Origin of the sequence: Alistipes communis, assembly GCF_006542665.1 — a bacterium.
GTDB classification, from domain to species: Bacteria; Bacteroidota; Bacteroidia; order Bacteroidales; family Rikenellaceae; genus Alistipes; species Alistipes communis.
This window is the reverse complement of sequence record NZ_AP019735.1, coordinates 456,570-481,508: the sequence shown is the minus strand read 5'-3', so window position 1 is coordinate 481,508 and position 24,939 is coordinate 456,570. Positions and strand designations below refer to the sequence as shown.

At 49.3% G+C, this 24,939-nt stretch carries 15 protein-coding genes and 1 pseudogene; 14 read left to right on the top strand and 2 right to left on the bottom strand.

Going from position 1 to position 24,939, the window contains the following annotated elements:
- The first annotated feature begins 322 nt into the window (after positions 1-322).
- The 14 genes and pseudogenes from FMF02_RS02115 (at position 323) to FMF02_RS02050 (ending at position 22,584) form a co-directional block, all read left to right on the top strand.
- On the top strand, positions 323-640 hold the full coding sequence (locus FMF02_RS02115) for a helix-turn-helix domain-containing protein (RefSeq protein WP_019131203.1): 318 nt from the start codon (positions 323-325) through the stop codon (positions 638-640).
- Positions 633-1,715 carry a type II toxin-antitoxin system HipA family toxin gene (locus tag FMF02_RS02110; protein WP_141412046.1) on the top strand — a complete coding sequence of 361 codons (1,083 nt, stop codon included), beginning with the start codon at positions 633-635 and terminating at the stop codon, positions 1,713-1,715. Before FMF02_RS02115 ends, FMF02_RS02110 begins: the two co-directional genes overlap by 8 nt.
- Positions 1,716-1,758: 43 nt before the next feature.
- Positions 1,759-6,024, top strand: a complete 4,266-nt coding sequence (locus FMF02_RS02105) for an AAA family ATPase (protein WP_141412045.1) — start codon at positions 1,759-1,761, stop codon at positions 6,022-6,024.
- A 143-nt stretch (positions 6,025-6,167) separates the two neighbouring features.
- Positions 6,168-6,506 (top strand): hypothetical protein, encoded by a 339-nt coding sequence (locus FMF02_RS13830; protein WP_244611602.1) that lies wholly within the window; start codon positions 6,168-6,170, stop codon positions 6,504-6,506.
- A 1,162-nt stretch (positions 6,507-7,668) separates the two neighbouring features.
- Positions 7,669-7,911 (top strand): annotated as a pseudogene (locus FMF02_RS13825) (helix-turn-helix transcriptional regulator).
- Complete coding sequence (locus FMF02_RS02090; RefSeq protein WP_232044691.1) at positions 7,912-8,463, top strand: RNA polymerase sigma-70 factor; 552 nt, start codon at positions 7,912-7,914, stop codon at positions 8,461-8,463.
- A gap of 69 nt (positions 8,464-8,532) precedes the next feature.
- Positions 8,533-9,516: a FecR family protein gene (locus FMF02_RS02085; protein WP_019131199.1), complete on the top strand. Its 984-nt coding sequence runs from the start codon at positions 8,533-8,535 to the stop codon at positions 9,514-9,516.
- A gap of 222 nt (positions 9,517-9,738) precedes the next feature.
- Entirely contained in the window at positions 9,739-13,242 is a 3,504-nt protein-coding gene (locus FMF02_RS02080) for a SusC/RagA family TonB-linked outer membrane protein (protein WP_141412044.1), read from the top strand.
- Between the two features lie 13 nt (positions 13,243-13,255).
- Entirely contained in the window at positions 13,256-15,007 is a 1,752-nt protein-coding gene (locus tag FMF02_RS02075; RefSeq protein ID WP_141412043.1) for a RagB/SusD family nutrient uptake outer membrane protein, read from the top strand.
- A 24-nt stretch (positions 15,008-15,031) separates the two neighbouring features.
- Entirely contained in the window at positions 15,032-15,907 is an 876-nt protein-coding gene (locus FMF02_RS02070; RefSeq protein WP_141412042.1) for an endonuclease/exonuclease/phosphatase family protein, read from the top strand.
- Between the two features lie 6 nt (positions 15,908-15,913).
- Positions 15,914-18,157 carry a DUF5689 domain-containing protein gene (locus FMF02_RS02065; protein ID WP_244611601.1) on the top strand — a complete coding sequence of 748 codons (2,244 nt, stop codon included), beginning with the start codon at positions 15,914-15,916 and terminating at the stop codon, positions 18,155-18,157.
- Positions 18,158-18,230: 73 nt separating this feature from the next.
- Positions 18,231-20,327: a beta-glucosidase family protein gene (locus FMF02_RS02060; RefSeq protein ID WP_141412041.1), complete on the top strand. Its 2,097-nt coding sequence runs from the start codon at positions 18,231-18,233 to the stop codon at positions 20,325-20,327.
- Between the two features lie 200 nt (positions 20,328-20,527).
- Positions 20,528-20,731, top strand: coding sequence for a Fic family protein (locus FMF02_RS14035; RefSeq protein WP_394344403.1), 204 nt, complete (start codon positions 20,528-20,530; stop codon positions 20,729-20,731).
- Positions 20,732-20,742: 11 nt separating this feature from the next.
- On the top strand, positions 20,743-22,584 hold the full coding sequence (locus tag FMF02_RS02050; RefSeq protein ID WP_141412040.1) for a DUF262 domain-containing protein: 1,842 nt from the start codon (positions 20,743-20,745) through the stop codon (positions 22,582-22,584).
- 232 nt (positions 22,585-22,816) lie between these two features.
- On the opposite strand, the gene FMF02_RS02045 is transcribed toward FMF02_RS02050, so the two are convergent.
- Both FMF02_RS02045 and FMF02_RS02040 read right to left on the bottom strand, forming a co-directional pair.
- Complete coding sequence (locus tag FMF02_RS02045; protein WP_141412039.1) at positions 22,817-24,157, bottom strand: hypothetical protein; 1,341 nt, start codon at positions 24,155-24,157, stop codon at positions 22,817-22,819.
- Between the two features lie 13 nt (positions 24,158-24,170).
- Positions 24,171-24,938 carry a metallophosphoesterase gene (locus FMF02_RS02040; RefSeq protein WP_141412038.1) on the bottom strand — a complete coding sequence of 256 codons (768 nt, stop codon included), beginning with the start codon at positions 24,936-24,938 and terminating at the stop codon, positions 24,171-24,173.
- Position 24,939: the final 1 nt, after the last annotated feature.

Below are 24,939 nucleotides of genomic sequence, written 5' to 3'. Positions count from 1 at the left end.
GAGGTGAATCCGCATATGTTTTGCGAGTCATTTTGTGGGTAGATTGGGACGGAATGATTGACTTATCAATCCGGTAACTTATATTTTTTTTTGCAGCCAAAAGAGAAAATGGCTGGAGCCATTTCATCATGGCGAAGCCATCTCTTTTCTTCCCTTATTTTGACTTTACTTTATTGAACGTATATGTGAATACGGAGATAAAGTAAAGTTACTTTTTCTTTTGGTGAGAAAAATAGGTCTTAAACATTGACGTTAAAATAAAAATATCCGCTATCTTTACAATGAATATTATCTTGTTTGTTTACTTGATATAAATGAATCTATGAATAATATATTGGCATTTGATGTCTTAAGTCCAAGCGAAGTAGCTTTGCAGATTGCAGCGAGAGTTAAAACTCGTAGACTGGAATTGAACCTAACTCAGGAAGGTATGGCTGCAAGAGCCGGTCTTAAGTTCGCTACTTACCGCCGTTTCGAACAGACAGGAGAAATCTCTTTGAAGGGGTTGCTGCAGATTGGATTTGCTTTGAATGTGTTATCTGAGTTTGATGTTCTCTTTGCACAAAAGCAATATCAATCGTTGGATGATGTATTGAAAGAACAGAGTGTTACCCGCAAACGAGGGAAGAAAAATGAATAGTATCAAGCAGATAGAAGTAATATATAACAATCGGCTGGTCGGTCGTCTTGCTCTGACGCGAGAGGGGTTGTGTGCCTTCGAATATTCGGCAGAGTGGCTTAGCTCTGGTTTCTCTATTTCTCCATTTGAGTTGCCTTTGCGAAGCGGTGTCTTTATTGCTAAACCCCGTCCGTTTGAGGGGGGATTCGGTGTTTTCGATGATTGCCTGCCCGATGGATGGGGACTTCTTATTCTGGATCGATACCTGCAACAAAAGGGAATCAATCCTCGCACACTTACTCTACTGGATCGTCTTGCCTTGGTGGGATCGACAGGACGCGGAGCATTGGAGTTTCGTCCTGATAATAGCGTAGTGACGCGGCAGGATTTTGCAGATTTCGAGAAGCTGGCTTTGGAGGCCGAGAAGATACTGGCCAGCGACGATTATATGGGCGAAGGGATCGAGGAGTTTCAGGATCGAGGTGGTTCTCCGGGTGGCGCGAGGCCTAAAATCTTCGTTCGTTATAACGACAAAGAATGGCTGGTAAAGTTTCGAGCCAAGAGGGATTCGCAGAGTATCGGTGTGGATGAATACCGCTATTCGCTGCTAGCCAAAGAGTGCGGGATCGAAATGCCGGAGACTCGACTTTTTGAAGGCAAGTACTTTGGTGTGGAGCGTTTCGACCGAACACTGGGTGGCAAACTGCATGTCGTTAGCGTGGCCGGTCTTATTGGTGCCGATTATCGGTTACCCAGTATCGACTACAAGCATATTTTTCAGGTGTGCGCCATGCTGACGCATAGTGTAGCCGAGTTGTGGAAAGTTTATCGACTGATGATATTCAATTTTCTCATTGATAACAAGGACGACCACGCTAAGAACTTTGCCTTTATTCATCGGGATGGCGATTGGTATTTTGCTCCGGCCTATGACCTGTTACCCAGCGATGGCATTAATGGTTTTCGCACGACTTCAATCAATGACAGTATCGAACCGACGAAAGAAGATCTTTTGGCTGTAGTGGTAAAGGCTGGGTTGAATGAGAAGGAGGCGGATGCGATGTTTGATGGGGTGCAAGAAAGAATTAATGATTAGAGGTGACTACAAGATCTGAGCTATTAAACGAATCGTGAGTGTTATGGAATTACAGCCAAATAGGAATATCTCAGAATCCGTATTGCATGATCGGCGTTCGATAAATCTTCTGAAGAGTATCCTTCCTGATAATTGTGTAGACTGTTCTCAACTTCAAGAGGGAGGTACCTTACCAAATATTGATGGCTATCTTGAGATTCTTGATGAAAATGGAATAGCTCGAGAAAAAATAACAGTTCAAGTTAAACACCTGACATATCCGGAGAAAAATGGGAAAGTGTTTTATGATATTCCCGAGTCGGTTTATGCATATGCGAAAATACATAAAGGAGAACTCGTCTTCTTTATAGCTTGTGATTATGCCTCTAGAAAATTCTATTGGCGGAACATTGATACGGCTGCCATCGAAGAGTTTAAAAATAAATCTGATCGTATCCGAACTAAGGCGAGATATTATTTTAAAGACAACGAAAAATGCGGTGAGAAGAATGTTGACGCGACCATCGATCATTGGCGTCAGTTGTATAAACAGAAGATGGAGTCCATCAAGGATGATAAGTATCTGGCAGACCAGTTTGCTTCGCGGCAAAAAATGTGCTTCAATGCCGTTTCTTCCGAGTTGCATGGGGTGAGAGACTCGCATATATCTCGACTCCAGGTTGATGAGATTGTGCAATGGATTAGCAAGGATCCTGTTCAGAACGAAGGGAATATCTGTCTTCTGGTGGGTGATGCAGGAGTCGGAAAATCCGCTGTGTTGAAAGATTTAATAGCCATACTGTCCGAGAAGGGTATCAAGTATTTGTGTGTTAAGTCCGACGCTATTGATGATAATGGCAACCCGGTCTCTTTGAGCGATATGCAGGATACATTGGCGTATTACAGCACGGAAGCAGATAAGGTGATTTTGATTGTTGACCAGATTGATGCGCTGTCTCAATCCCTCACGAATGATAGAACGCATCTGAATATGATGATGGCGGTACTATCTTCATTAAACGATTGGCCGAATGTCAGAGCCGTTGTCTCGTGCCGTAAATATGATCTGGAGTATGATTCTGTCCTGAACAGTTTAAAGGATAGATCTACAATTGTTGAGATTGGAGAGCTAACCGAGAAGGAGGTGACAATAGCTCTCAATAAACTGGAGAATGGTCTTGGTCAGGAAATAGATCGTGTGACGGCCACGATGCTCAGGACCGTTCAAATGCTGGATTCATTTTCTCTCTTGTTTCGGCGGAATAAGTCTAAAATCAACTTCAATAATCAGATTGAATTATACGATGCTCTTTGGGATGCTGTTATTTGTGACTCATCTCTACGGCATGATGTAGAAATGCGGGAGCATTTAATGTATAAGATTGTTGAAACAATACAAATTGCAGGGACTCTGAATCCTCAGTTTATTCCTGATTCCAGTCAGAAACGTGCATATGAGTATTTGGCAAGTAATGGTCTGATTCGGCGTGATGGATCTGCTGTCTCATTCTTTCATCAGTCTTTCTATGAATATACCCTTGCCCGTCATTATTCTGAGACCGGGGGTCTGTTCTCGGCTGATCTCAAAAAAGAGATTCAAGGCCTGGAGATACGATCGACGGTCAAGGCAGTCCTTGATTTCAAACGAGGTCATGATACTGCCAAATTCGTGGATGAAGCCCGCAGTATTCTTGAGGATCCCGATATTCGTCTTCACTTGAAGTTGTTGACATTGTCTGTGCTGGCTTTTGTGAATAATCCGGCCCGTGCAGAGAAGGTTCTTGTTGCTGATGTTTGTCAGAAGGATGGGCGGCTGTTGGTGTATTTCCTCCGCGGAGTAAATTCTCCGGATTGGTTCCAGACTATTCGGAAGATGCCGAACGGTATAATGTCTGAACTCAAGAAAGATGACGAACAATTCTTCCCTATAATATCATGCTTGTCTCGCTATGTCTTTGATAATCCAGAGGCGGTGTATGGAATGATAAATCAAATACAAGATCGAGAGTCGAGATTATTCGCTATTGCATATGTAGTGCGAGAGCATAACGACTACAGTCATCCTTGTGTTCTCAAAGCATATGCTGAAGCAAAACCACAAAACATCTTTTTTACCGTCCATATACTTCAGGATGCGATTAAAAGCAACAAAGAATTTGCATTGAGAGAAACACAGGAGTTGATTATGAGGTATCTTGTATCCGGAAGTCCATATAACAACCATGACGGTTATGAGTTGGCAGATGTGTTATGTAAGCAGTTCTGTGTAGAATATCCCAAAGAACTACTCGGAATACTGCATTGCTGTATTTGTGAGACAGTTCGAAAAACAGCGCAAAGTGGCTATTATGGGTTTTCAACAACTGAAAAGTTCTATCGGGTTGACACAGAAAATAATTATGTAGGAAAGATATTGAAAATGTATGAGGATCTAATGATTCGTTATGCATCTGATACTTTGGGGCGTTCATTTGTCCTTGAACTTCTGTCATTAAATAATGAGACAACGTTGTCTGTGGCTTTTGCAGCTATGGCTGAGGCTCCGAGACAGTATGATGACCAGATTCGGCTCCTGTTGGAGGATAATGCGACGATCGGAATATATCTTCGTGGAGATGTTGAGTTCTTCTTTCTGAAAATGCTCAGGGCATGGTATGAGACGTTGAATGAAAATGACGCTGAGAGGTATCAGCGGGCTTTATTATCGTATAAGTCTGAATTTGATTTTAAATACGATGCAGAAAGACGGTGGAGTCAGTTTTTGTGTCCCCATTTATGGCAAGACAAATGGGAATTGATATGCAATACATTGCCAGAGGATCATATGATTCCGGAGATGAGGAGATGCTACCAAGAACTTTTGCGCAGATTCGGACAGAAACATATGGTGGAGAGAAATTATCATTCCGTCGGTGTGGCACATATTTGCGGTGGCGTTGTAGGTGATGAAACATATGCAAGATGGCCAATTTCTAACTGGTTGAATTCATTTCTGAAACTTGGTGAGTATAAGTGGCGTGAGGGTCGAGGTCCTATTAGTTTGAGGGAGCATGCCGATGCATTTAAAAAGTGTGTATCCTCTAATCCGGACAGATTTTACGATTTCGTGCTTGAAATTAGTGATATGGCGGATATTCAAGATATGTACAAGATTGCAGGTTTAGAAGGGCTTTTAGCAGGTGGAGTCAATCCATATTCACTTTGGAATTTATCAAAACGATACATTTCAGAAGAGTTCGCTAAAGCAAATTCCTATACTTTTAGTCAGATTGTTGAGTACTATATCAAGGAAGAGAATGAGTGCATTGAGGAAATAATGGAGCTTTGTAAAACCTTGACCATCTCTCCTTTTTCTGAAGAAAGTAGTTTGTTTACGGCGGAAGATGGTAAGAGGGATATGAGTAGGCGAGCTACAGACATGCTTACAAAAGCAATTAATTCATACCAAGGTTGTGCCGCAGAATTGTTAGTACGCATGTGTGCGATTCCTTCGAGAAGACCGATAGTTTATACATTCTTTGCCGATAATAATATTCTTCTGCATGAGTATATCAAAACAGTACCACTCCATTATTTGAACATGGAAGATTATTATGATGAAGAGTTGTATTTCCCTCTGGTGAGATCTCTTTTGTCAGGTATGGGGCCAGAGTCCTTATATCTCCAGGTGAATGCGATCCAATGGTGCTTTTATTATAGGAATGATGTGGTCTGTAATTATATTGACCGTATTGAGCCCGATCCTTCAACTCATGAATTGCTTGTCCAGATATACTTTTACGGTATGAAAGGGACTCCTATTTCGGAAGAATGCGAAAGGCGGCTTGAGAAGATACTAGCCATTAACAATGAAGAGATTGTTGCCAAACTTGTTGAGACGGCAATGAAATCATATGAGCATGTAGAGTACCGAGATTTGAGTGTGAAAATTCTTGAACATTATGCATCTGACAGTCGGGAAAAAGTTGTTAATGCCTATTGTATGCATTGTGATTCTCTCCCGACGGAGGCTTTCAATTGGTATTGTAGCATTACCCCAGTATATTTAGGAAAAAAGTATCAGCAAGTTCATTTTGAGCTTGGTTATGTGAAGAAATGTATTTCGACTAGCCCAGTATTATGTTATAGATTCATATCGTCTCAGAGGTATTTTGATACTGAGGATGCATCTCTAGTCGATGATGAGGTTGTAAATGTTTTGCTTGAGATTTACAAGAAACTAAGTTTGCATGAAGATACAGATGCTATGAATGAGGTATTGGATCTGTTTGATGAATACATTTATCGGGACAATCGAGTTATGAAGGCTGCGGTTTCACTATTGACATAACTGATCATTTTGTAGTCTAGTCGAACGTGTGTTTGCAATGCCATTTATGTGTACATATTATCGGAAGCAGTCCATAGGACTGTTTTGCCAAAGGAACGTAGAAAAGATCTTATGAGTATACAGAAATAAACAAGAGGAAGATCATGGATAGAAGGTTTCTTGCCGATTTGGCGAAGGAGTTTGGTCTGAACGCTTTGCATTTGGAGGCGTTGGGCGAAAGCTGCCAATGGGAGATTGTCGTTGGTGGCGATATTCTGGAACGGCTGGTTGAAATTCAGTGTCAATTCAAACGACTGGCCGTGATGGGCGACGATGAGTACCGGGGATTCTATATCGAGGTGTCGCGGCCTACGCCAGAAGAGTGGGGCGATGCCGGGGAGTTGATTGCTTCGGGGGAATATGACGGCCGGGAGGCGTTCCTTGCGGATTGGCTTGCATTCAACCCACTGGAGACGCGGTGGTTCCATGTCGCTTCGATCTGATACGGGGATTCTCGGTCGCTTCGTGTTACGGACCGGAAGCGTACCAGGTTCATCATCACGAACCGCTCCGCGTGTGTTGATGGGGAACCAGATGATGCGTGGTGCAGGAAGACCCTAACCCGCCTCTTCGACTATCTGCAACGGCTGATTGATGTCGTTGTTGCGAATCCAGACGGATTCAATGACTACGTGGCGCACAACCTACCGTATCAACAACGAATAGGCGTATTGCACAAAAGGAATTTAACCGCATAGTACCGAATTCCAAAATTGAGGTGGAAATCGGGAAACGGCCATCAATGCATTGGAGGACTCGGTGCACGGGCGTTCCGTGCCTCCTTTGGAGTGTATGACCATCCGGCTGTATTGCACTTATTACCGCATTGCCAAGAGGCGTATGAGGCTTACTACCGAAAACGGGGCGCCAGCGGACGTGTTTATGAGGATTTGCAGGATGTTCCGGAAACGCTGCGTGATGTAGCCTATTATAAGCAGATGAAGTTCGTGGATGTGGAGACCCTGTACGGCATTGACAGTCCGGCGAATTTTATACGGTTTGCAACGGACCACTACGGTGAACTAGGACTTTCTCGCTTGAATATCTTTGCCTCAAACAAGCGTTAGCAAGGTTGGATGATTGTTACCTCCAACAGTTATTCGTCCAATGTCGGGCTGGCTATTGAGGTGGTTACTGCCCTGTATAAGGCTGGGGCGCTGCTGCTGATCTACGACGCAGAGAAGCTTCTGAGAATCCTGCGGGAAGGGGATTATGTGCGGCTGGTTCCCGATTCATATCACATATATGGGCTATCAAGAAGAAGGTGCTGTCTATGAATTGCCCTGGGAATATGAATGCTCGGATGATGAGGTTCGGATTTGACTCTAGAACAATACCAAGCAATTGTTTCCCTTGCAGAATGGCAGCAAGAGGAGCGGGTGAACTCCATCGTTTGACGGGACTGTGATAATTAGTAACTTGGCTTATCTCTATGCGGGTTTGTATAGGGGTAAGCTAAGTTTTTTATTGGCATCTTATTTTGTTTAGGAGATATGGTTGAGTTAAGTTGAGTTGTGTGTTAGGGATTGTGTCCCGTTTTTAGCTGAAAATGTAATGTAGATAGCGGGCGATTTACTATATTTATAAAATGAAGTAGCCGGATATATGAATCAAAACCTTAATCGGATTAAATTGGTACTCATCGAGAAAGATATTTCTCAAACGGAGTTGGCGGGAAAAATAGGCAAAAGTTTTAACACCGTGAATGCTTATTGTTGTAATCGTTAACAACCGACATTGGCGGTATTGGATGATATCGCAAAAGTTTTAGGGGTAACCATTAGAGAGTTGATAAAGGAAGAAAAATATGGCAAGAATATTTCGTATCTTTGTAAAAACATTTTTTGAGTGGAGCAGGAGCGGGAAATATTGGATCGGCTGGCGCAGGGGGATCGGGAGGCGTTCGATGCGCTCTATCTGCATTATGCTCCGAAAGTCGAGGAACTGGCGTTCTGGATGTTGAAGAACCGGACGGAGGCGGAGGATGTCATGCAGTCCATCATGCTGAAAGTCTGGGAACGCAAAGAGGAGATCGCGCAGATGACCCGTTTTTCCAATTACCTCTTTACGATGACGAAAAACGCTATTTTCGACATTTACAACCGTTCGCTGGTGCATGAGAAATACGAATCGGCCCAGTTGTCCTCCGTCCGCTATTTTCACGACGATACGCTCGACAGCCAGGTGGAGACGAACGATCTGGCGCTGTTGATCTCCATCGCCGTGGACAAGATGCCCGATCAGCGGCGGCGTATCTTCCGGATGAGCCGTTACGAGGGTCTTTCGAACCGGGAGATCGCCGAGCGGCTCCGGATCAGCGTCAAGACCGTGGAAAACCATATGACCGCCGCACTCGGCCAACTGCGGCGCCTGCTTGCCTCGATCACGCTTTTTTTCTGAAAATCGTTCTTTCCGGCTGGGGGTTCGCCGTTCTTTCGTCGTTCTATATTATGAGCAGCACCCCAAACGATGAAGACCGACAAAATCAACAGACTCGTCCGCGATTTTCTGCACGGCGATATGCCGGAGGAGATCCAACGCCGTTTCCGACGGTGGATGACCGCCCCGGCCGACCGGGAAACGAAGGACGCAGCGCTTTTTCAGGCCTGGAAGGAATTGCTCGCCCGGCCTGCGGAACGCGATTACCGCCATAAACTCCCCGACATACACCACCGGATCGACATGCTGGACCGGGCCGGAAAGAAGAGCCGGTTCATATCTTTGCGGCGTTTTGCGGCCGCTGCGGCCCTGCTGGCGCTCGTCGTCTGCGGGGAATACCTGTTCCTGCGTTCGCGGTATGAACGCGCCCCTTCGGTGTGCCTGGTCACGGCCCGAGGCAGCAAGAGCGAGTTCACGCTTCCCGACGGGACGCGGGTCTGGCTCAATGGCGACAGTCGTCTGAGCTATCCCGAAACATTCGATGCCGGAATCCGTCGGGTCCGGCTCGACGGCGAAGCCTTTTTTCAGGTCAGGCACGATGCCTCCCATCCCTTCGTCGTCGATATGGAGGTCATGCAGGTCGAGGTACTCGGTACGGAGTTCGACGCCCGTCACCGGGCCGGTACTCGCTATGCCGAAACGATCCTTCAATCGGGCAGCGTCCGTGTCCTGACCCCGGACCGTAAAAGTCCGATCCTGCTGCGGCCCGACGAACGGATCTTGTTCGATACGCAGACCGGCCGGATTGCGGTTTCCGAGGTTTCCGCCTGCGATTATTGCAGCTGGACGTCCCGCCGTCTGGTCTTCACCAACAAATCACTCTCGGCCATACTGGTCAATCTGGAACGCTGGTACGGCGTACATTTCCATTCCGAAGGGAACATCGACCTTTCGGCAAAACTCTCTTTCCATATCGAATACGAATCGTTGGAGGAGGCGATGCGCCTGATCTCGCGGATCGCCCCGATACGCTACGACATCCGCGGCGGGACGGTTTTTCTCGCCCCGGAATGACGCAATCCCGAACTCGAATCCTGAAAACCATTTGCCTATGATGATCTGACAAGCTTAAAAAAATTGGGACGGATGTTCCTACCATCCGCCCCATGACTTAAAATTAGACCTTATCGTAGATAATACTACGAATGATGAACTTTAAATCGTTACAAAACTATGAAATTTTTTGGACAATCCGATGGCAGCGCCCCGCACAAGCGGCGATTGCCTGTAAAAATCATGTCCTTATTCATTTTTCTGTTTATGTCCGTCGGGGGCGTTTCCGCCGCTAACCCGCCCGTGACGATCCATCTGAAAAATGTCACTGTCGCCGAACTGCTGCGGCAGATCGAGGCGCAGGGGAAGTACTCGTTTGCGTATAACAACGCCGACATCGACCTGACCCGTGTCGTTTCCGTCGCTGCGGAGGCCTGGCCCATCGAACGGATCGTGTTGAAATGTATTCCCGATGTTCTCGTAAACGTCGAGCGGAACAAGGTGATCCTGACGCCGCGCCGCGGTGCGCAAGTTTCCCCCCCCCGCAAAATTTCGGGCAAGGTCGCGGACGCTTCCGGTAATCCCGTCGTAGGTGCCACCATCCTGCTCAAAGACGGCGAAGCGGTCCGGGGCACCTCTTCCGGGGCGAGCGGTACCTTTGCTTTCGACTCGTTCAGCCTTTCGGACAAGGCCGCGCTCGAAGTGTCGTTCATCGGGTTCGACACCTACAAGACGACGGTCGGTGTCCGGACCTTTTTCGACGTGGTCCTGACTTCCGCCCAGCAGAGCATCGACGAAGTGGTGGTGGTCGGTTACGGCGTGCAGAAGAAAGCCAACCTGACCGGAGCCGTCGCCACGGTGTCGCAGAAAGAGCTGAAAGACCGTCCCGTGTCGAACGTAGGCCGCGCCTTGCAGGGCGTGATTCCCAACCTCAACGTAACTCTCTCTTCGGGGCAGCCCGGAGCCGGCGCGTCGTACAACATCCGCGGTACGACTTCGCCCAATGGAGGCAGTCCGCTGATTCTGATCGACGGTGTGGAAACCTATCCCGACCGTATCAACTCGAACGACATCGAGTCGATCACGGTGCTCAAAGACGCCTCCTCGGCCGCGATCTACGGTGCCCGCGGTGCGTTCGGCGTCATTCTGATTACGACCAAGAGCGGGCGGTACAACGAAAAAGCCGAGGTGTCGTACAACGGTTATTTCTCCATGTCCAGCCCCACGACCTCGACCGATTACGAAACCCGCGGCTACTACTCGGCCAAGATCGCCGACTTCTTCATGATGGCGACTCAGAACACGCCCTACACCTCCTACACCGAAGCCGATTACAAGGCGCTCTGGGAGCGGCGCAACGACAAGACCGAGAATCCGGCGCGTCCGTGGGTCATCACCGACAGGCGCAACGGCCGTCAGCAGTACGTCTATCTGGCCAACTTCGACTGGTATAACTACCTCTACGACGACAGCCGCCCGACGTGGGATCACAACATCAACATCAAGGGCGGAACCAAGGCGCTCTCCTACATGGTCAGCGGACGCTACTACCAGCAGAAGGGCGTCAACCGGCTCGAACCCGACATGTTCAGGTCCTACAATTTCCGCGTGAAATTGCAGGCCGAGATCAAGCCGTGGCTGACCATCGCCAGCAACACCAAATTCTTCCAGTCGAACTACAAGTATTACGGCTACGAGGACGAGTACAACAATTTCCGCAAGCCCACGCTGCATGCGCTGGCGTCGTTCGTGCCGGTGAATCCCGACGGAACGGCCGTGTCGCATACTTCGATGACGCAGTCTTCGACCCACTACGTGATGGACGGCTACAACGCCATGATGCAGAAGGGCAAGAGCTTCGGCAACAAGAAGACCCAGGAGATCACCACGACGTTCGAAGCCACGTTCAAACTGCATAAAAACTTCAACATAAAGGCCGACTTCAGCTATACGCAGGGCTACCTGCACAACGACTACCGCAGCGTCAACGTCCAGTATTCGCAGTATCCGGGCGAGGTGATGACTGAACCAGAAGGCAGTTTCCCCAATAAATATAAGGAGGTCGTCTGGGATCAGAACTATTATGTGGCCGACGTTTACGGAACCTACAACCGGACCTTCGCCGAGAAACACAACCTGACGCTGATCGCCGGTTACAACTACGAGGCCAAGTATTACCGCGACCTGACGGCGGCCAACGACGGCCTGCTGTCGGAAGACCTCTCGGACTTCAACCTGGCCAAGGGCACCACCAACTTCACGCTCAACGGAGGCCGCAACGAATACGCCATCATGGGCCTCTTCTACCGGGCAGCCTACGATTACAGGGGCAAGTACCTCTTCGAGGTCAACGGCCGCTACGACGGCACTTCGCGCTTCCCGCGCGGCAAGCGCTACGGCTTCTTCCCCTCGTTCTCTGCGGCTTACCGCATCAGCGAGGAGCCTTTCTTCGAGCCGTTGCGCAAGGCGGTGGACAATCTGAAAATCCGTCTTTCCTACGGTTCGCTGGGCAACCAGCAGATCGGTTACTACGACTTCATTCAGACTATTACAACCAAGGGGTCGATGAGCGACTACTCGTTCGACGGGACGGTCCTCGGCCAGCACGCTACGGTGAGCGATCCCGTGTCGGGCGACCAAACGTGGGAAAAGGTCGTGTCGAAAAACCTCGGACTCGACCTCAATATGTTCAACAATCGCTTGTCGCTGACGACCGATTTCTATATCCGTGATACGAAAGGTATTTTGGGCAAGGGCAAATCGCTGCCGTCGATCTACGGCGCGAGCGAGCCGCAGATGAACGCCAACAACTTGCGTACGAAGGGCTATGAACTGGTGTTGGGTTGGCGCGATTCGTTCAAGTTAGCAGGCAGTACCTTCAGCTACGGTATCACAGGAACCTTTTCCGACTATACGGCTGAGTACACCAAGTGCGACAATCCGACGGGATTGATCGGCGATCCCTATGTGGGCAAGAAGTACGGTGAGATCTGGGGGTATAAGGTCGACGGGCTTTTCCGTAACGACAAGGAGGCCGCCGAATACGCTTCGCGGATTGACCTCTCGACTGTCGCCTCGGGTTACTACACCGCGACGGGTGCTTATGGCAAGGGAGTCCGCGGAGGAGACATCAAATACCTCGACCTGAACGGCGACAACATCGTCAACGGCGGCAAAGGCACGCTCGATGATCCGGGGGATCGACGCGTGATCGGCAACTCGTCACCGCGTTACCAGTACGGAGCGTCGCTGAACTTCTCGTGGTACGGATTCGACGTGTCGGTGTTCATGCAGGGCATCGGCCGGCTGGACTGGTATCCTGGTGCTGACAATCTGCGTTTTTGGGGTCCTTACTGTCGTCCCTATGCGACCTTTGTCCCGAAAAACTTTATGAGTCAGGTGTGGAGCGAGGAGAATCCCGACGCCTATTTCCCACGGGCCCGTGCCTATACATCGCTCAATTCGAATTCAGGCACGGCCTACTACACCAATGATCGTTATTTGCAGAATCTGGCCTACTGCCGTCTGAAAAACCTCACGATCGGCTACACGATTCCCAGACGGCTGACTTCGAAGGTCGGCATCAAGGAGTGCCGCATCTATTTCAGCGGAGAGAATCTTGCTACGTGGTCGGCGCTGAAGAGTGATTTCCTTGATCCCGAGCAGGCGGCCGCTGATTCGGATAAGAAGGCTAACGTTTATCCGTGGTGCAAGACTTATTCGATCGGACTGAATTTAACTTTCTAAAGCAATTGCCGTTATGAAAAAATACATTCTTTATCTACTGACCGGTATGGCGGCGTGCAGTTTCTGCGGTTGCGAGGATGCACTCGACCGTTTCCCGAAAGACCGGCTTACGCCTGACGAATTTTTCCATACCGAGGAGGAGTGCGAGCTTTACACGAATGATTTCTATACGATCTTCCCCTCCGGGGCCTCCATTTACAATGAGACAGCCGACATTATTACCTGCAATACGCTTACGAGCGAGGTGCTGGGCAACCGTACCGTGCCTGCCACGGCGAGCACCTGGAAATGGGAAAAGCTGCGTGACATCAATTTTTTCCTGCAATACTCCTCCAACTGCACCGACGATCGCGTGCGGTTCGAATACGAAGGATTGGCGCGCTTTTTCCGGGCTTATTTCTATTTTGACAAAGTGCGCTATTACGGAGACGTACCTTGGGTCGATCGTCCGCTTGCGTCTGACGATCAGGAACTTTACAAGGGGCGAGATTCGCGTGAGTTCGTGATGCAGAAGGTGATCGGCGACCTCGATTTCGCTATCGCTAACCTGCCTGCCGAAAGGCAGGTTTACCGGGTGACGCGCTGGACGGCGCTGGCACTCAAGAGCCGTGCGTGCCTGTTCGAAGGCACGTTCCGCAAGTATCATGGATTGCAAGGCTGGGAGAGTTATCTCGAAGTCTGTGCAGATGCTTCGAAACGGTTTATCGACGAAAGCGGTTACGCGATCTACGATTCAGGCACGACACCCTATCTGGGGCTATTCTCTTCACTCAAGGCTATCAACACGGAAATTGTTCTGGCCCGAGCCTATAATACGGACATTGGTCTGAAACACGACGTCAACGGTTACCTCACCAGTATCACGATGGGGCGTCCGGGGCTGTTGAAGAACATTGCCAATATGTATCTGATGAAAGACGGTACGCCCTTCACCTCGCAGCCCGGCTGGGAGACTATGCAGCTGCCCGACGAGAGCCGGAACCGCGACGGGCGTTTCGCCCAGACGGTCCGCACGCCCGGTTACAAGCGTGTCGACGACACGGCCGAATCGGCCCCGAACCTCGCCGCGACGATGACCGGCTACCAGCTGGTGAAATATCTGACGTCGGCCAAATATGACTCCTACCAAGCTTCGACGAGCGATTTACCGCTGTTTCGCGCCGCCGAGGTACTTCTCAATTATGCCGAAGCGAAAGCCGAGTTGGGGACGTTGACCCAGGACGACATCGAACTGTCGATCAACCCGCTGCGCGAGCGGGCCGATGTTGCGGATCTCTCGCTCACGGAGGCCAACGCCCATCCTGATCCCTATCTGGCTTCTGCGGAGACGGGCTACGCCAACGTGACGGGCGACAACAAGGGTGTGATTCTCGAAATACGCCGTGAACGTACCGTCGAACTGCTGATGGAGAACCTCCGCTATTGGGACATCATGCGCTGGAAGGAGGGCAAGCGTTTCGAAAAGCCCTTTACGGGACTTTATTTCCCCGGTACGGGAAGTTATGATCTGAATAGTGACGGGGTGGACGATGTGTGCATTTGGTCCGGCTCGAAACCTTCGACTTCGGCGGCGACGGTTTACGAGCTGAACAAGGATATTTTCCTCAGCGAAGGCGACCGCGGCAACATCATCGTCCATACCGACTATGTCCGGACCTGGAACGAAGAACGCGACTATCTCTATCCCATTCCGACCGACGACCGGGTGCTGACGCAGGGCGCCATCACCCAGAATCCCGGCTGGAAAGACGGACTGAATTTCTAAACGGAAACCTAAAAACGAACTACCATGAAAATCACCAGATTCATATTGTCTGCTTTATTCGGCTGCTGCCTGGTCCTCTCCGCAGTGGCGTGTTCCGACTTGTCGGGCGACAACTCCGATTTCAATTTCGGGGACATGCCCTCCGACGAACCCGAGAACCCCTATGACGGGCAGGGGTACGACCGCCTGCCCAGTTCGGTCCGGCTGGCGACCTACAACACCCACCGCTGCGAGGGTTGGACCCAGAACTCCGGGACCGACCGTGCGAACTACAACAACACGGCCAAGGTCATCTCGCTGATGGACCCCGACGTGATCGCCTTGCAGGAATTGGACAAGAACACCACGTGGCATCCCACCGACCAGTTGCAGGAATTGGCCGACCGTACCGGGATGCGACCCTATTACTGCAAGACGATCGATTACCGCGGCGGTGACTACGGTATCGGCATTCTCTGCAAAACGGCGCCTAAAAATACCTATGCGGGCGACTTGCCGGGCGAAGAGCCTCGCAAGTTCTTCCTGGCGGAGTTCGACGACTATATCTTCATCGCTACGCACTTCTGCCACAAGTCCGACGAGAACCGGCAGCGGTCGTTCGAGATCATCACCGAATATATCACCGCGCATTACATCTCTTACACGAAGCCGATCTATCTGGCGGGCGACTTCAATACGTCGGAAATCCCGGAAACGGCGCTCGAATCGTGGAAGATTATCAGTACTTCGGCCAACACCTTTGTGAACACCGCTTCGCCGTCGCGCATTGATTATGTGCTCGTCTATACGGGGAATTCGCCCCATTATGAGCTGTTGGGTACGGCTGTACCGTCGTATGAGGAGATCAATGTGATGACGGTTTCCGACCACCTTCCCGTATTGGTAGACCTCAAAAAGTAAGCGATTATGAAAAACGGACTTTTAAACAGTTTTTTCCGGATGGCGGCGGCCTTCGCGCTGCTGCTTTCGGCCGGGGCGTGCAAGGATGACGTGGCGCTGCCGATGCAGTCGATCACGCTGAGTTCGCATGCGATTCTCGCGCCGTCGTTCGCTACGACACTCTCTTTCGATGTTGCGGCCAATTGCGAATGGCAGATATTTGTTACGGGTAACGACGATGGCTGGGCTGAACTTTCTCAGGTTTCGGCGACGGGGACAGCTACCGTATCGGTGATGGTCGACGAGAACACGACTGCGCAGAGTCGTTCATTGACGATCCGGGCCGTGGCCAAACGTAATGCAGATGTGACAGATGAACTAATTTTCGAGCAAGCTTCTGCATCAGCCGAGGGGTACCTCTCCATTCCCGAACTTCGGGCACTGGCTGCCGACGGCGACTATACGGTGAGCGAGGAGATGAAACTACGCGGCATTGTGGTATCGAGCGTTCAGGACAACAACTATTTCGAGAACTGCCTCGCGCTACAAAGCGCCTTGAAACCCGGCTGCGGCATTACGCTGCGCACTGACGAAACGCTTTACCGCAATCCGGGCGAAGAGTTGGAGATCGATCTGAAAGGCGCCGTGGTGGGCGTGAACACCGAGACCGGCGTGATGGAGCTGAAGCCCGTTTCGGACGACAGGATCACCCGTACGGAGACTTCTCAGGTGAAGATCGAAGCTCTGAAGATTACTTATGAGGAGCTTCGATCGGGTGCCTACGAGTCGATGTATGCGGGCTTATATTCCCAGGTTTACGTGCCGGAAGGTGGTTCGTTGGGAGATATGACGCTTAAGGATAATCTGTCGATGCAGGATCCTGACAACAATCGCTTTCGGCTGGTTGCTTCGCAGGCTTCCTCATTCGGCATCGACCCTGCGCCAACGGGCAGCGGCGTGCTCAAAGGAATCGTCGTGCCGCAGGATGGTGCCTATGCGATCCGCCCCTGCACGGCCGAGGACAAGGAGCTCACGGGGTTGCGTTTCGGTGCACAAGTCGGCATCCGACTGCCCTATGTCTTCTCGTTCTACGCCTCCTCGCAGGCCAACAAGGATTGTAAGTATGTGACGGTGACTGACGGCTCGTTCGATAAATTGGGCGCGGACTTCAAAGTCGAGGACAAGGATGTCTCCAAATGCGTCGTGCTGACAGCGAAGGTGGCCTCGACGTCGAACAGCAGCCATTTCCGACTGACGCACTGGGCAGACGAGGGTGCACACGATAACATTCCGGCCAAGTCGATGGTTTACGGTCAAGATTCTTATTTCCTGTTAACCGTACCTTTGGCCGAGGACATGCCCGCATCGTTCCGCATTTCGTTCGGTATGTCGGGAACGGGCGGCGCTCCGAAGAACTGGGCGATGGCCTATTCGACCGACGGCGAGGAGTATGTCACCCCGTCTGACGGCTCTACGGCGATTGCGATTCCCGAGGCGATTACGGGCAGTGGCTATTTTTATTATTTCACGGTAACCCTGACGCCGCAGTTGCGGCTGATGAAGGGCCAGACGCTGCTGTTGAAACTTTATCCAACGGACAATGTCAGTTGCAATGGTGGTACAGCCGGATATAATTCGGATTCGCGCCTGCATTCATGTATCGCAATCGAAGCCGTGCCGAAATTCAGTACGTCGAAACCAGCCGGAGCGGTTTATTTCGAACCTTTCGACGGACTGACCGAAGGGTTGGATTACCTTTACGGCGATAAACTGGCCGCTATGCTGAACTATTGCGGCAGTGACATTTCGGAGTGGAGCGCCGAGTTGAAAAACGGACTTTCAGGTACCCATGTCCGTCAGCGGCCGGGTTATGCTCAGATCGGTTATGTCGAGTCGCAGGCCGTGAAGAGGGCGGAGTATAAGAACGAAGCGGGGGCGCTGCTCACGCCGGCATTGAACGCGGCAGGCGACCTGAACCTCTCTTTCCGCGCGATGGCTTACAAAACCTGCTCGGATCGCCCTAAAGGCAAGGCGAACGAACCTAAGGACAAGAAAGGCGATCTGACGGAGATCGTTGTCGAGGTAGTTGGCGGCGGAACGATCAATGGCGCAACGAAGGCGATTGTATCGGGACTGGCAACCGATGCGTTCAATACCTATTCGCTGAAGATCACGGGTGCGACGGCCTCCACGCAATTGCGTTTCACGAGCGAACCTGCTTCGGACGAGTTCTCCCGCTGGTTCATCGACGATATCTGCGTGACGAAATAAAGAACGGACAAAACCGGGAGAGAGGGCCGGAGTATTTTCCGCCCCCTCCCTTTTTGAAAACAGACTGATATTTATGATACGAAAAATCATGCTGTCCTTGGCGGCCTGTTGTGCCGCCGCTGGACTCTTCGCTCAGCAGTTCGTCTCTTGGGATGAAGCCTATCGGCAGGCCGATTCCCTGATCGCCCGGCTCAGCCTCGACGAAAAGATCTATTTTGCGCGCGGCTATTCCTCGTTTTTCTTCTACGGCGTTCCGGAGAAGGGTATTCCCTATCTCTATCTCTCCGACGCCACGCAAGGGGTTCATCTGCGCAACAACCTGCCCGACTCCACGATGGTCCGCCAGTTGGAGCGCTCGACGGCCTTTCCCTGTCCGATCATGCTCGCCTCGTCGTTCGATCCCGAGCTGGCTTTCCGTTATGCGGAAGCCGTGGGGGAGGAGTGCCGTGCAGGCGGCATCGAAGTGCTGCTGGGACCGGGACTGAACATCGCACGCAATTCCCAGTGCGGCCGCAATTTCGAATATTTCGGTGAAGATCCGCTGCTGACTTCTGTCATGGCTGCGGCTTACGTGCGGGGTATGCAGTCGACGGGGACCGCCGCCTGTCTGAAACACTTCATCGGCAACGAAACGGAATTTTACCGCCGCCGGTCAAATTCATTGATCGATGAACGAGCGCTGCACGAGATCTATATGCCTCCGTTCCGCGCCGGTATCGAAGCCGGTGTGGCCTATGTGATGACCTCCTATAACCAACTCAACGGGGAGTGGGCCGGTCAGAACAGTCGTGTCATCGGGGAACTGCTGCGCGGCGAGCTCGGATTCAGGGGATGCGTGATGAGCGACTGGAGCTCCGTGTACGACACGGAAAAAGTCGTCAAAAGCGGTCAGAATGTGGAGATGCCCGGCCGCCGTGAGTTCGTTGAGGAGGTGCGGGAGCTGCTTCGCCAGGGGTGCATTTCGGAAAAGGATCTGGAACGGATGATCCGGCCCAACGTCGCCACCGCCGTCGCTTTCGGGCTTTACGACCGGGTGAAATACCGTCCCGACCTGCTCGGCCGCTTCCCGGCGCATGCCGAAACGGCCTGCGAAGTTGCGGCGAAAGGCACGGTGCTGCTGCGGAACAACGGGATTCTGCCGTTGGCCGTCGGCCGCCGGATCCTGCTCACTGGACGCTTTATCCGGGAGATACCCCGCACCGGAGGCAGCACCTCCTCGTCGGCCGAAGTACTGGGATACGACAATGTTTCGCTTGCGGATGCTGTCCGTGCGGAATTCGGCGACGCCGTGCAGGTCGTGGAACGTCCCACGCGGGAACAGCTTGCGGCAGCGGATGTCGTCCTGCTTTCGGCGGGAACGATCGACGTGGAGTCGTTCGAGCGTCCGTTCGCCCTGCCGAAAGAAGAGGAGGCATTTATCCGCATGTGCGTCGAAGCGAATCCGAACACGATCGTGCTGGTCAACTCGGGGTCGGGAATCCGCATGAGCGGCTGGAACGATCGGGCTGCGGCGGTGATTTACGGCTGGTATCCCGGTCAGAACGGCATGACGGCCTTGGCGGGAATACTCTCTGGCAGAATCAATCCTTCGGGGAAGCTCCCGATCACCATCGAAAGGGAGTTTGCGGACTCTCCGGCCAAAGGGACGATGCCGGCCGGTGCGGAGTTCTACAACAAGGCGCCGCGGGCCTATAACGAGAAGCTGATCCGAATCTATGACATCGACTACGCGGAGTCCGTATTGGTGGGATATCGCTGGTATGAAACCAAGGGGATCGAACCGCTTTATCCGTTCGGGTTCGGGCTCTCCTATACGACTTTTTCACTATCGAAACCCCATGCGGCGAAGCAATTTCCGGCAAAGGGCCCGCTGACCGTTCGTGTAGCCCTGACCAACACGGGCTCCCGCTCCGGGGCCGAGGTCGTGCAGCTCTATGTCTCGCAGCGGAATCCCACGGTCGTGAGGCCGAAGAAGGAGCTGAAAGCGTTCCGTCGGGTGGAATTGGCTCCGGGCAAGAGCAGGGAGGTCGAATTCGAGCTCGATCGCAGCGCCCTGGCCTATTGGGACGACCGGACGCACGGCTGGCGCGTCGATCCCGGAGAGTATGTGCTTTCGCTGGGAACTTCGTCGGCGGATATTGCGGTGGAGTTACCCGTTAGCGTAGAGTGAAAAGTTGATATTTGCGGAATGGCGAGGCGAATGAAAAGACTGTCTGACTGTGGTCGTTCCTGCGGTATGGGCTTTAACGTGCCTGCCGTTTCTTCGAGGATTATCCGCAGATCATCTAGTTTGATTGTAACGTTGGATTCGTCCCTGATTTTAATAAATCCCGAAAACTCATCATCGAATTTTTATCGTTAAAAGTATTGATGGAGAAAGTCGGCTTGAAACATCGTCCGACATTTTTGGAGAATTATATCAATCCGGCTTTTCAAGCGGGTTTCATCAAGGTCCTCTACCCAGAAAAGCCAAATCATCCGAGACAGAAATATCTGCTTACAACCAAAGGATTAGCTTTGTATAATGAAATTGAGAAGAATACGGGACGATTCATAGGAAATAAAATCGAGTAAAACATAACATCATGATACAAAGCGTTAACAAATATCATATCTACGAAATTCTTTCATCGGATGGTAATTTTTACTATACTATTCCAAAATATCAGCGTGAATACACGTGGAGTCATCGCGAATGGGAAGCTCTTTACGATGACATCAGTGAGAACAACGATGAGTATTTCATAGGATCTATCATATGTATTCCTTTGGGCGATGCTATCAATCCTTATTTAGAAGTGATAGATGGTCAGCAGCGACTGACTACCATCAGCCTATTCCTAACAGCTATTTATACTCGCTTGAAGGAATATAAGGACGATTTGAGTGAGGATGACGAAGACGTGATACCATCATTAAGGAAGTCGCTGAAAAGCAAGAATTCTCCGAACGAAATGAAGCTGGTGCCACAGGTGCAGAATTTCAATAAGGATGATTTTGATTACCTATTGACCGAGGTAGGGTTGCGAAAATCTACTGTACCAAAGCGTGCCTATTACCCCATGAGAAAAATTGCTCGTTGCTACACCTATTTCTTAAAGCGTCTCGATAAAGAGATGGAGGGTATGGATGGTCATAATGCTATCAATTTCTTGTTGGGTAAGTACAATAAAGTGAAGCAAGCCATGCTGGTTAAGATAGAGGTCTCTACTCATTCTGACGCTTACGTGCTGTTTGAGTCACTGAACAATCGAGGAACGCCATTGACCGCGATCGATTTGATGAAGAACCTTATTATGGCACGGGCGGAGAGTAACAATCTGACTATTGACGACTGCTTCAACCGTTGGCAAATGTTGCTCGGCAACCTATCCGATGACTATGGGATACAGGAACGTTTTTTTCGTCACTATTATAATGCCTTCAAGCATCGTTTGAATGAGCCTTTCCAGAGTACCAATGACCGCAAGAAAGACCCGTTAGGTGTTGTGGCCACTCGCTCTAATTTGCTCAATATTTTTGAGAGTCTTATTAATAAAGACTTGCCTTCTTTCCTCGATGATATTTTACTTTGCGGGCAAATTTATTCTTGGCTCATTCTACAAGATTCTACAGAAACGACCTATCGTAAAGCTCTGGAAGACCTCGACCATATCCAAGGTGCCCCTTCTTACCTTCTCCTCATGTACGTGATGAGAAATAAGAAAGAACTTACTGTTACTGAAGATCAAATCAACCAACTCATCCGATTACTTGCTAAGTATTTTGTTCGCAGAAATATCACGGACTATCCAAATACACGTGATTTGACTCGAATCTTTATGGATATTATCAGTAAAATAGAAGAATCGAATTCTGTTGGCAATGATGTAATGACACTGATTGTGGACATACTGAGTATACCTGCAAATTGTGCTTCCGATGAGCAATTCCGTCGAAGTTTGGAAGGTGATGTATATAAAGATAATGTAGGTGCTACGCGCTACATACTTTGTAAACTCGCAGAGTCTGCCATGACACAGGAGACATGGACTGATTTGTGGAGACGTACTGATAAGAAGGTGTTTGTGTGGACTATCGAACATATCTTCCCCGAAGGGGAAAATATTCCACAATGTTGGGTGGATATGATTGCTAATGGCGATAAGAATTTAGCCAAAAAGTATCTGGAGGAGTACACCCATAAAATTGGAAACCTTACTATTACGGGTTATAATAGTACACTTGGCAACAAGTCGTTTGAAGAAAAGCGCGACCGAAAAAGTAAGGACGGCAAACGCTTTATAGGTTATAAGAACGGGCTTGAAATAAATCGTGGGATAGCTACTAAAGATACATGGACGATTGAGGACATCAAAGCTCGTACCACAGCCTTGGTGGATGAGTTGATAGAAATTTATGAATTTCCAGGAACAAGGACTCTATAATCTGATTAAAACATGAAGAAAGAAATAGTTATACAGAGTTTTCCTTACATCAAGTGTCTTTACTTGAAAGTTGCAAAACTGTTACGACAAGCAGATGTGGTAGCAGGATTCTTTGTTCTTGTATTTACGATGTAATAGAAATGTTCCTCGTGCTTTTAATTTGAAATAACTAATTATAACATATTTGGCAGACAATGACAGTCTGCCAAATATGTTGCTAATAATTATGGGATTATATCCCGTTTTTGTCAATGTTTACTTTTTCTATTTCATCCCATTCTGCCAGAGAGATGATTTCATGGTATTGTTTCAATGATAAAACATTCTCCTCGCTATCCATACATTCGTACTCCCATGGAAGTTGATAAACGGTTCCTTCTTCATGATGGCCCATGTAATCGTGGAATGTGTACGGAATCAATTTCACATGATCCTCCTCCTTGAGTATTCGCAAAAGTTTGCCAGCGTCGTGTATTTCCAAAGGAACGCCAGATTTGTATAGTGCAGTGGCGACTTCTACCGCAACATCCACATACGCCGAGTAGCTGTTGGAAACAATGATTCTCCATCCGGGGCTGTCAAAATCCGATGCGAGTACGTTCAGCCGCGACAATCCCAGTTCCCCATAATGGTCCGATGCGAATTTGTTGAAATCCGTTTCACTGTCGAGATTGTATTTATCCTGCAAATCGCAGAACTTAACCATGTTGTAATATGCGACATCCTGTAATTCCAATGGTACTCCATTCGGAAGGGTACGCTTCTTTTGTGTAGTATCAAACCTTTCAAAATACCGGTCATAGGCTTCATGAGCGATCCTATAATATTTGCAATACGAACGTATCGTCATTGTATCTAACGGCCGCCCGAAATTCTTGCAAACGGAATCCTCCAGTGCTTTTATTGCCGTCGTCTCGTCTTCGACCTCAATTTTAAATCTCGGTTCGATTCTGTTGAGCTCCTTTCTCGCAATTTTCCCGTCTCGCTGCTGGTAAGGAAGATGATTCGCCACATAATCATTGAACCCTTTCGGATCTTGTATGATAGCATCGATTAGTTTATGAAAATATAAGGCCAACTTTGCCAAGAAATCCCTTTGCCATTCATTGGGAAAATTGTTGCCTACTCGGTTTATATATCGAGAATAATTCGCAATAGTAAAATACGAGTGTTTCCTATCCGTGAATTGTATGGTGCGATTTTCTCTGTACCTGGCGGAGCTGACATGATACCATACCGTTTCTCTGGGATTTAACAATTCCCAATCCCGGAGGTATTCTTCCTTGCTCTCATATTCTCCGTCTACGATCGACGCTTCGCAATCTCCCCATTCTTCCGGAGTAGGGCGGGGCAATTCGATATAAAATCCTCTGTATTCATCGTCACCCATCTCTTCCAGTCGGGCAAATTGCTCCTGAAGTTTAACTAACATCTCCAATGTATCGTTATCAACCACGATTTCTGTATCGCGCCTGCTTCCAAGCTGTTCGAATATCGTAGCATTCAAACCGCATTCCTTTGCCAAGTCTATGAAAAAATGCCTGGTAAAGTTTGTCTTCTTATTTTGTTTCATATGTTCATCCTTTTCAAATGGTTAAAAATTTCCCTGGATCAAATCCGTTGATTACATGCTCGTTTTCAAATACATATCCCATCTGGTTGCAGATCAATTTTGTATTCCCGATTTCCGTGTCGATATTGGTATGTGTATGACCGTAAATCCATGCATCGATCCTGCTGCCGGCTATCAGTTCTTCATATTCAGTAGCAAATGCACTGTTCAATACGGAACCTTTATGCTGAGAAGCAACAACCTGCAAGGTCGGCAGGTGGTGGGGCACGACCACTATGTGTTTTGCCGTACTTTCGGCAAGACTCTTTTTGATATGACCTAAACAGAAGTCATGCATCTGATTATATGCTTCCGTTTGGAGCAGTTTCCCTTTATACAAGGTCTGACGGAAATCGTTAAGTCCTTTCCAAACAAAATATTCGTCTGCCGGTTCGATATGCGACCAGAGTGTGCTCATTATGAAATCGGTATCGTCTATTCTCAATACCTGATTTTGATAATAACCGACATTCTCTTTGAACATCCATCGCCATTGTAACCCCCGTTCCATCACATCACAATAATTGTAATACTCGTGGTTCCCGGGAACAATAAGAACCTGCCTATAGTTTTTAGAAGCCCATTTCCAGAAATTCCCCAAAGGAGCCACTCTGTCTTTCAGATAGAAAATGTCTCCGGCCAATACGAGTATATCGCCCGTTACCGGGAATTCGTTATGTTTTATGTATCTGCTGTTCTCCCGGAACTCAAAATGCAGATCGCTCATGTATTGTATTTTCATA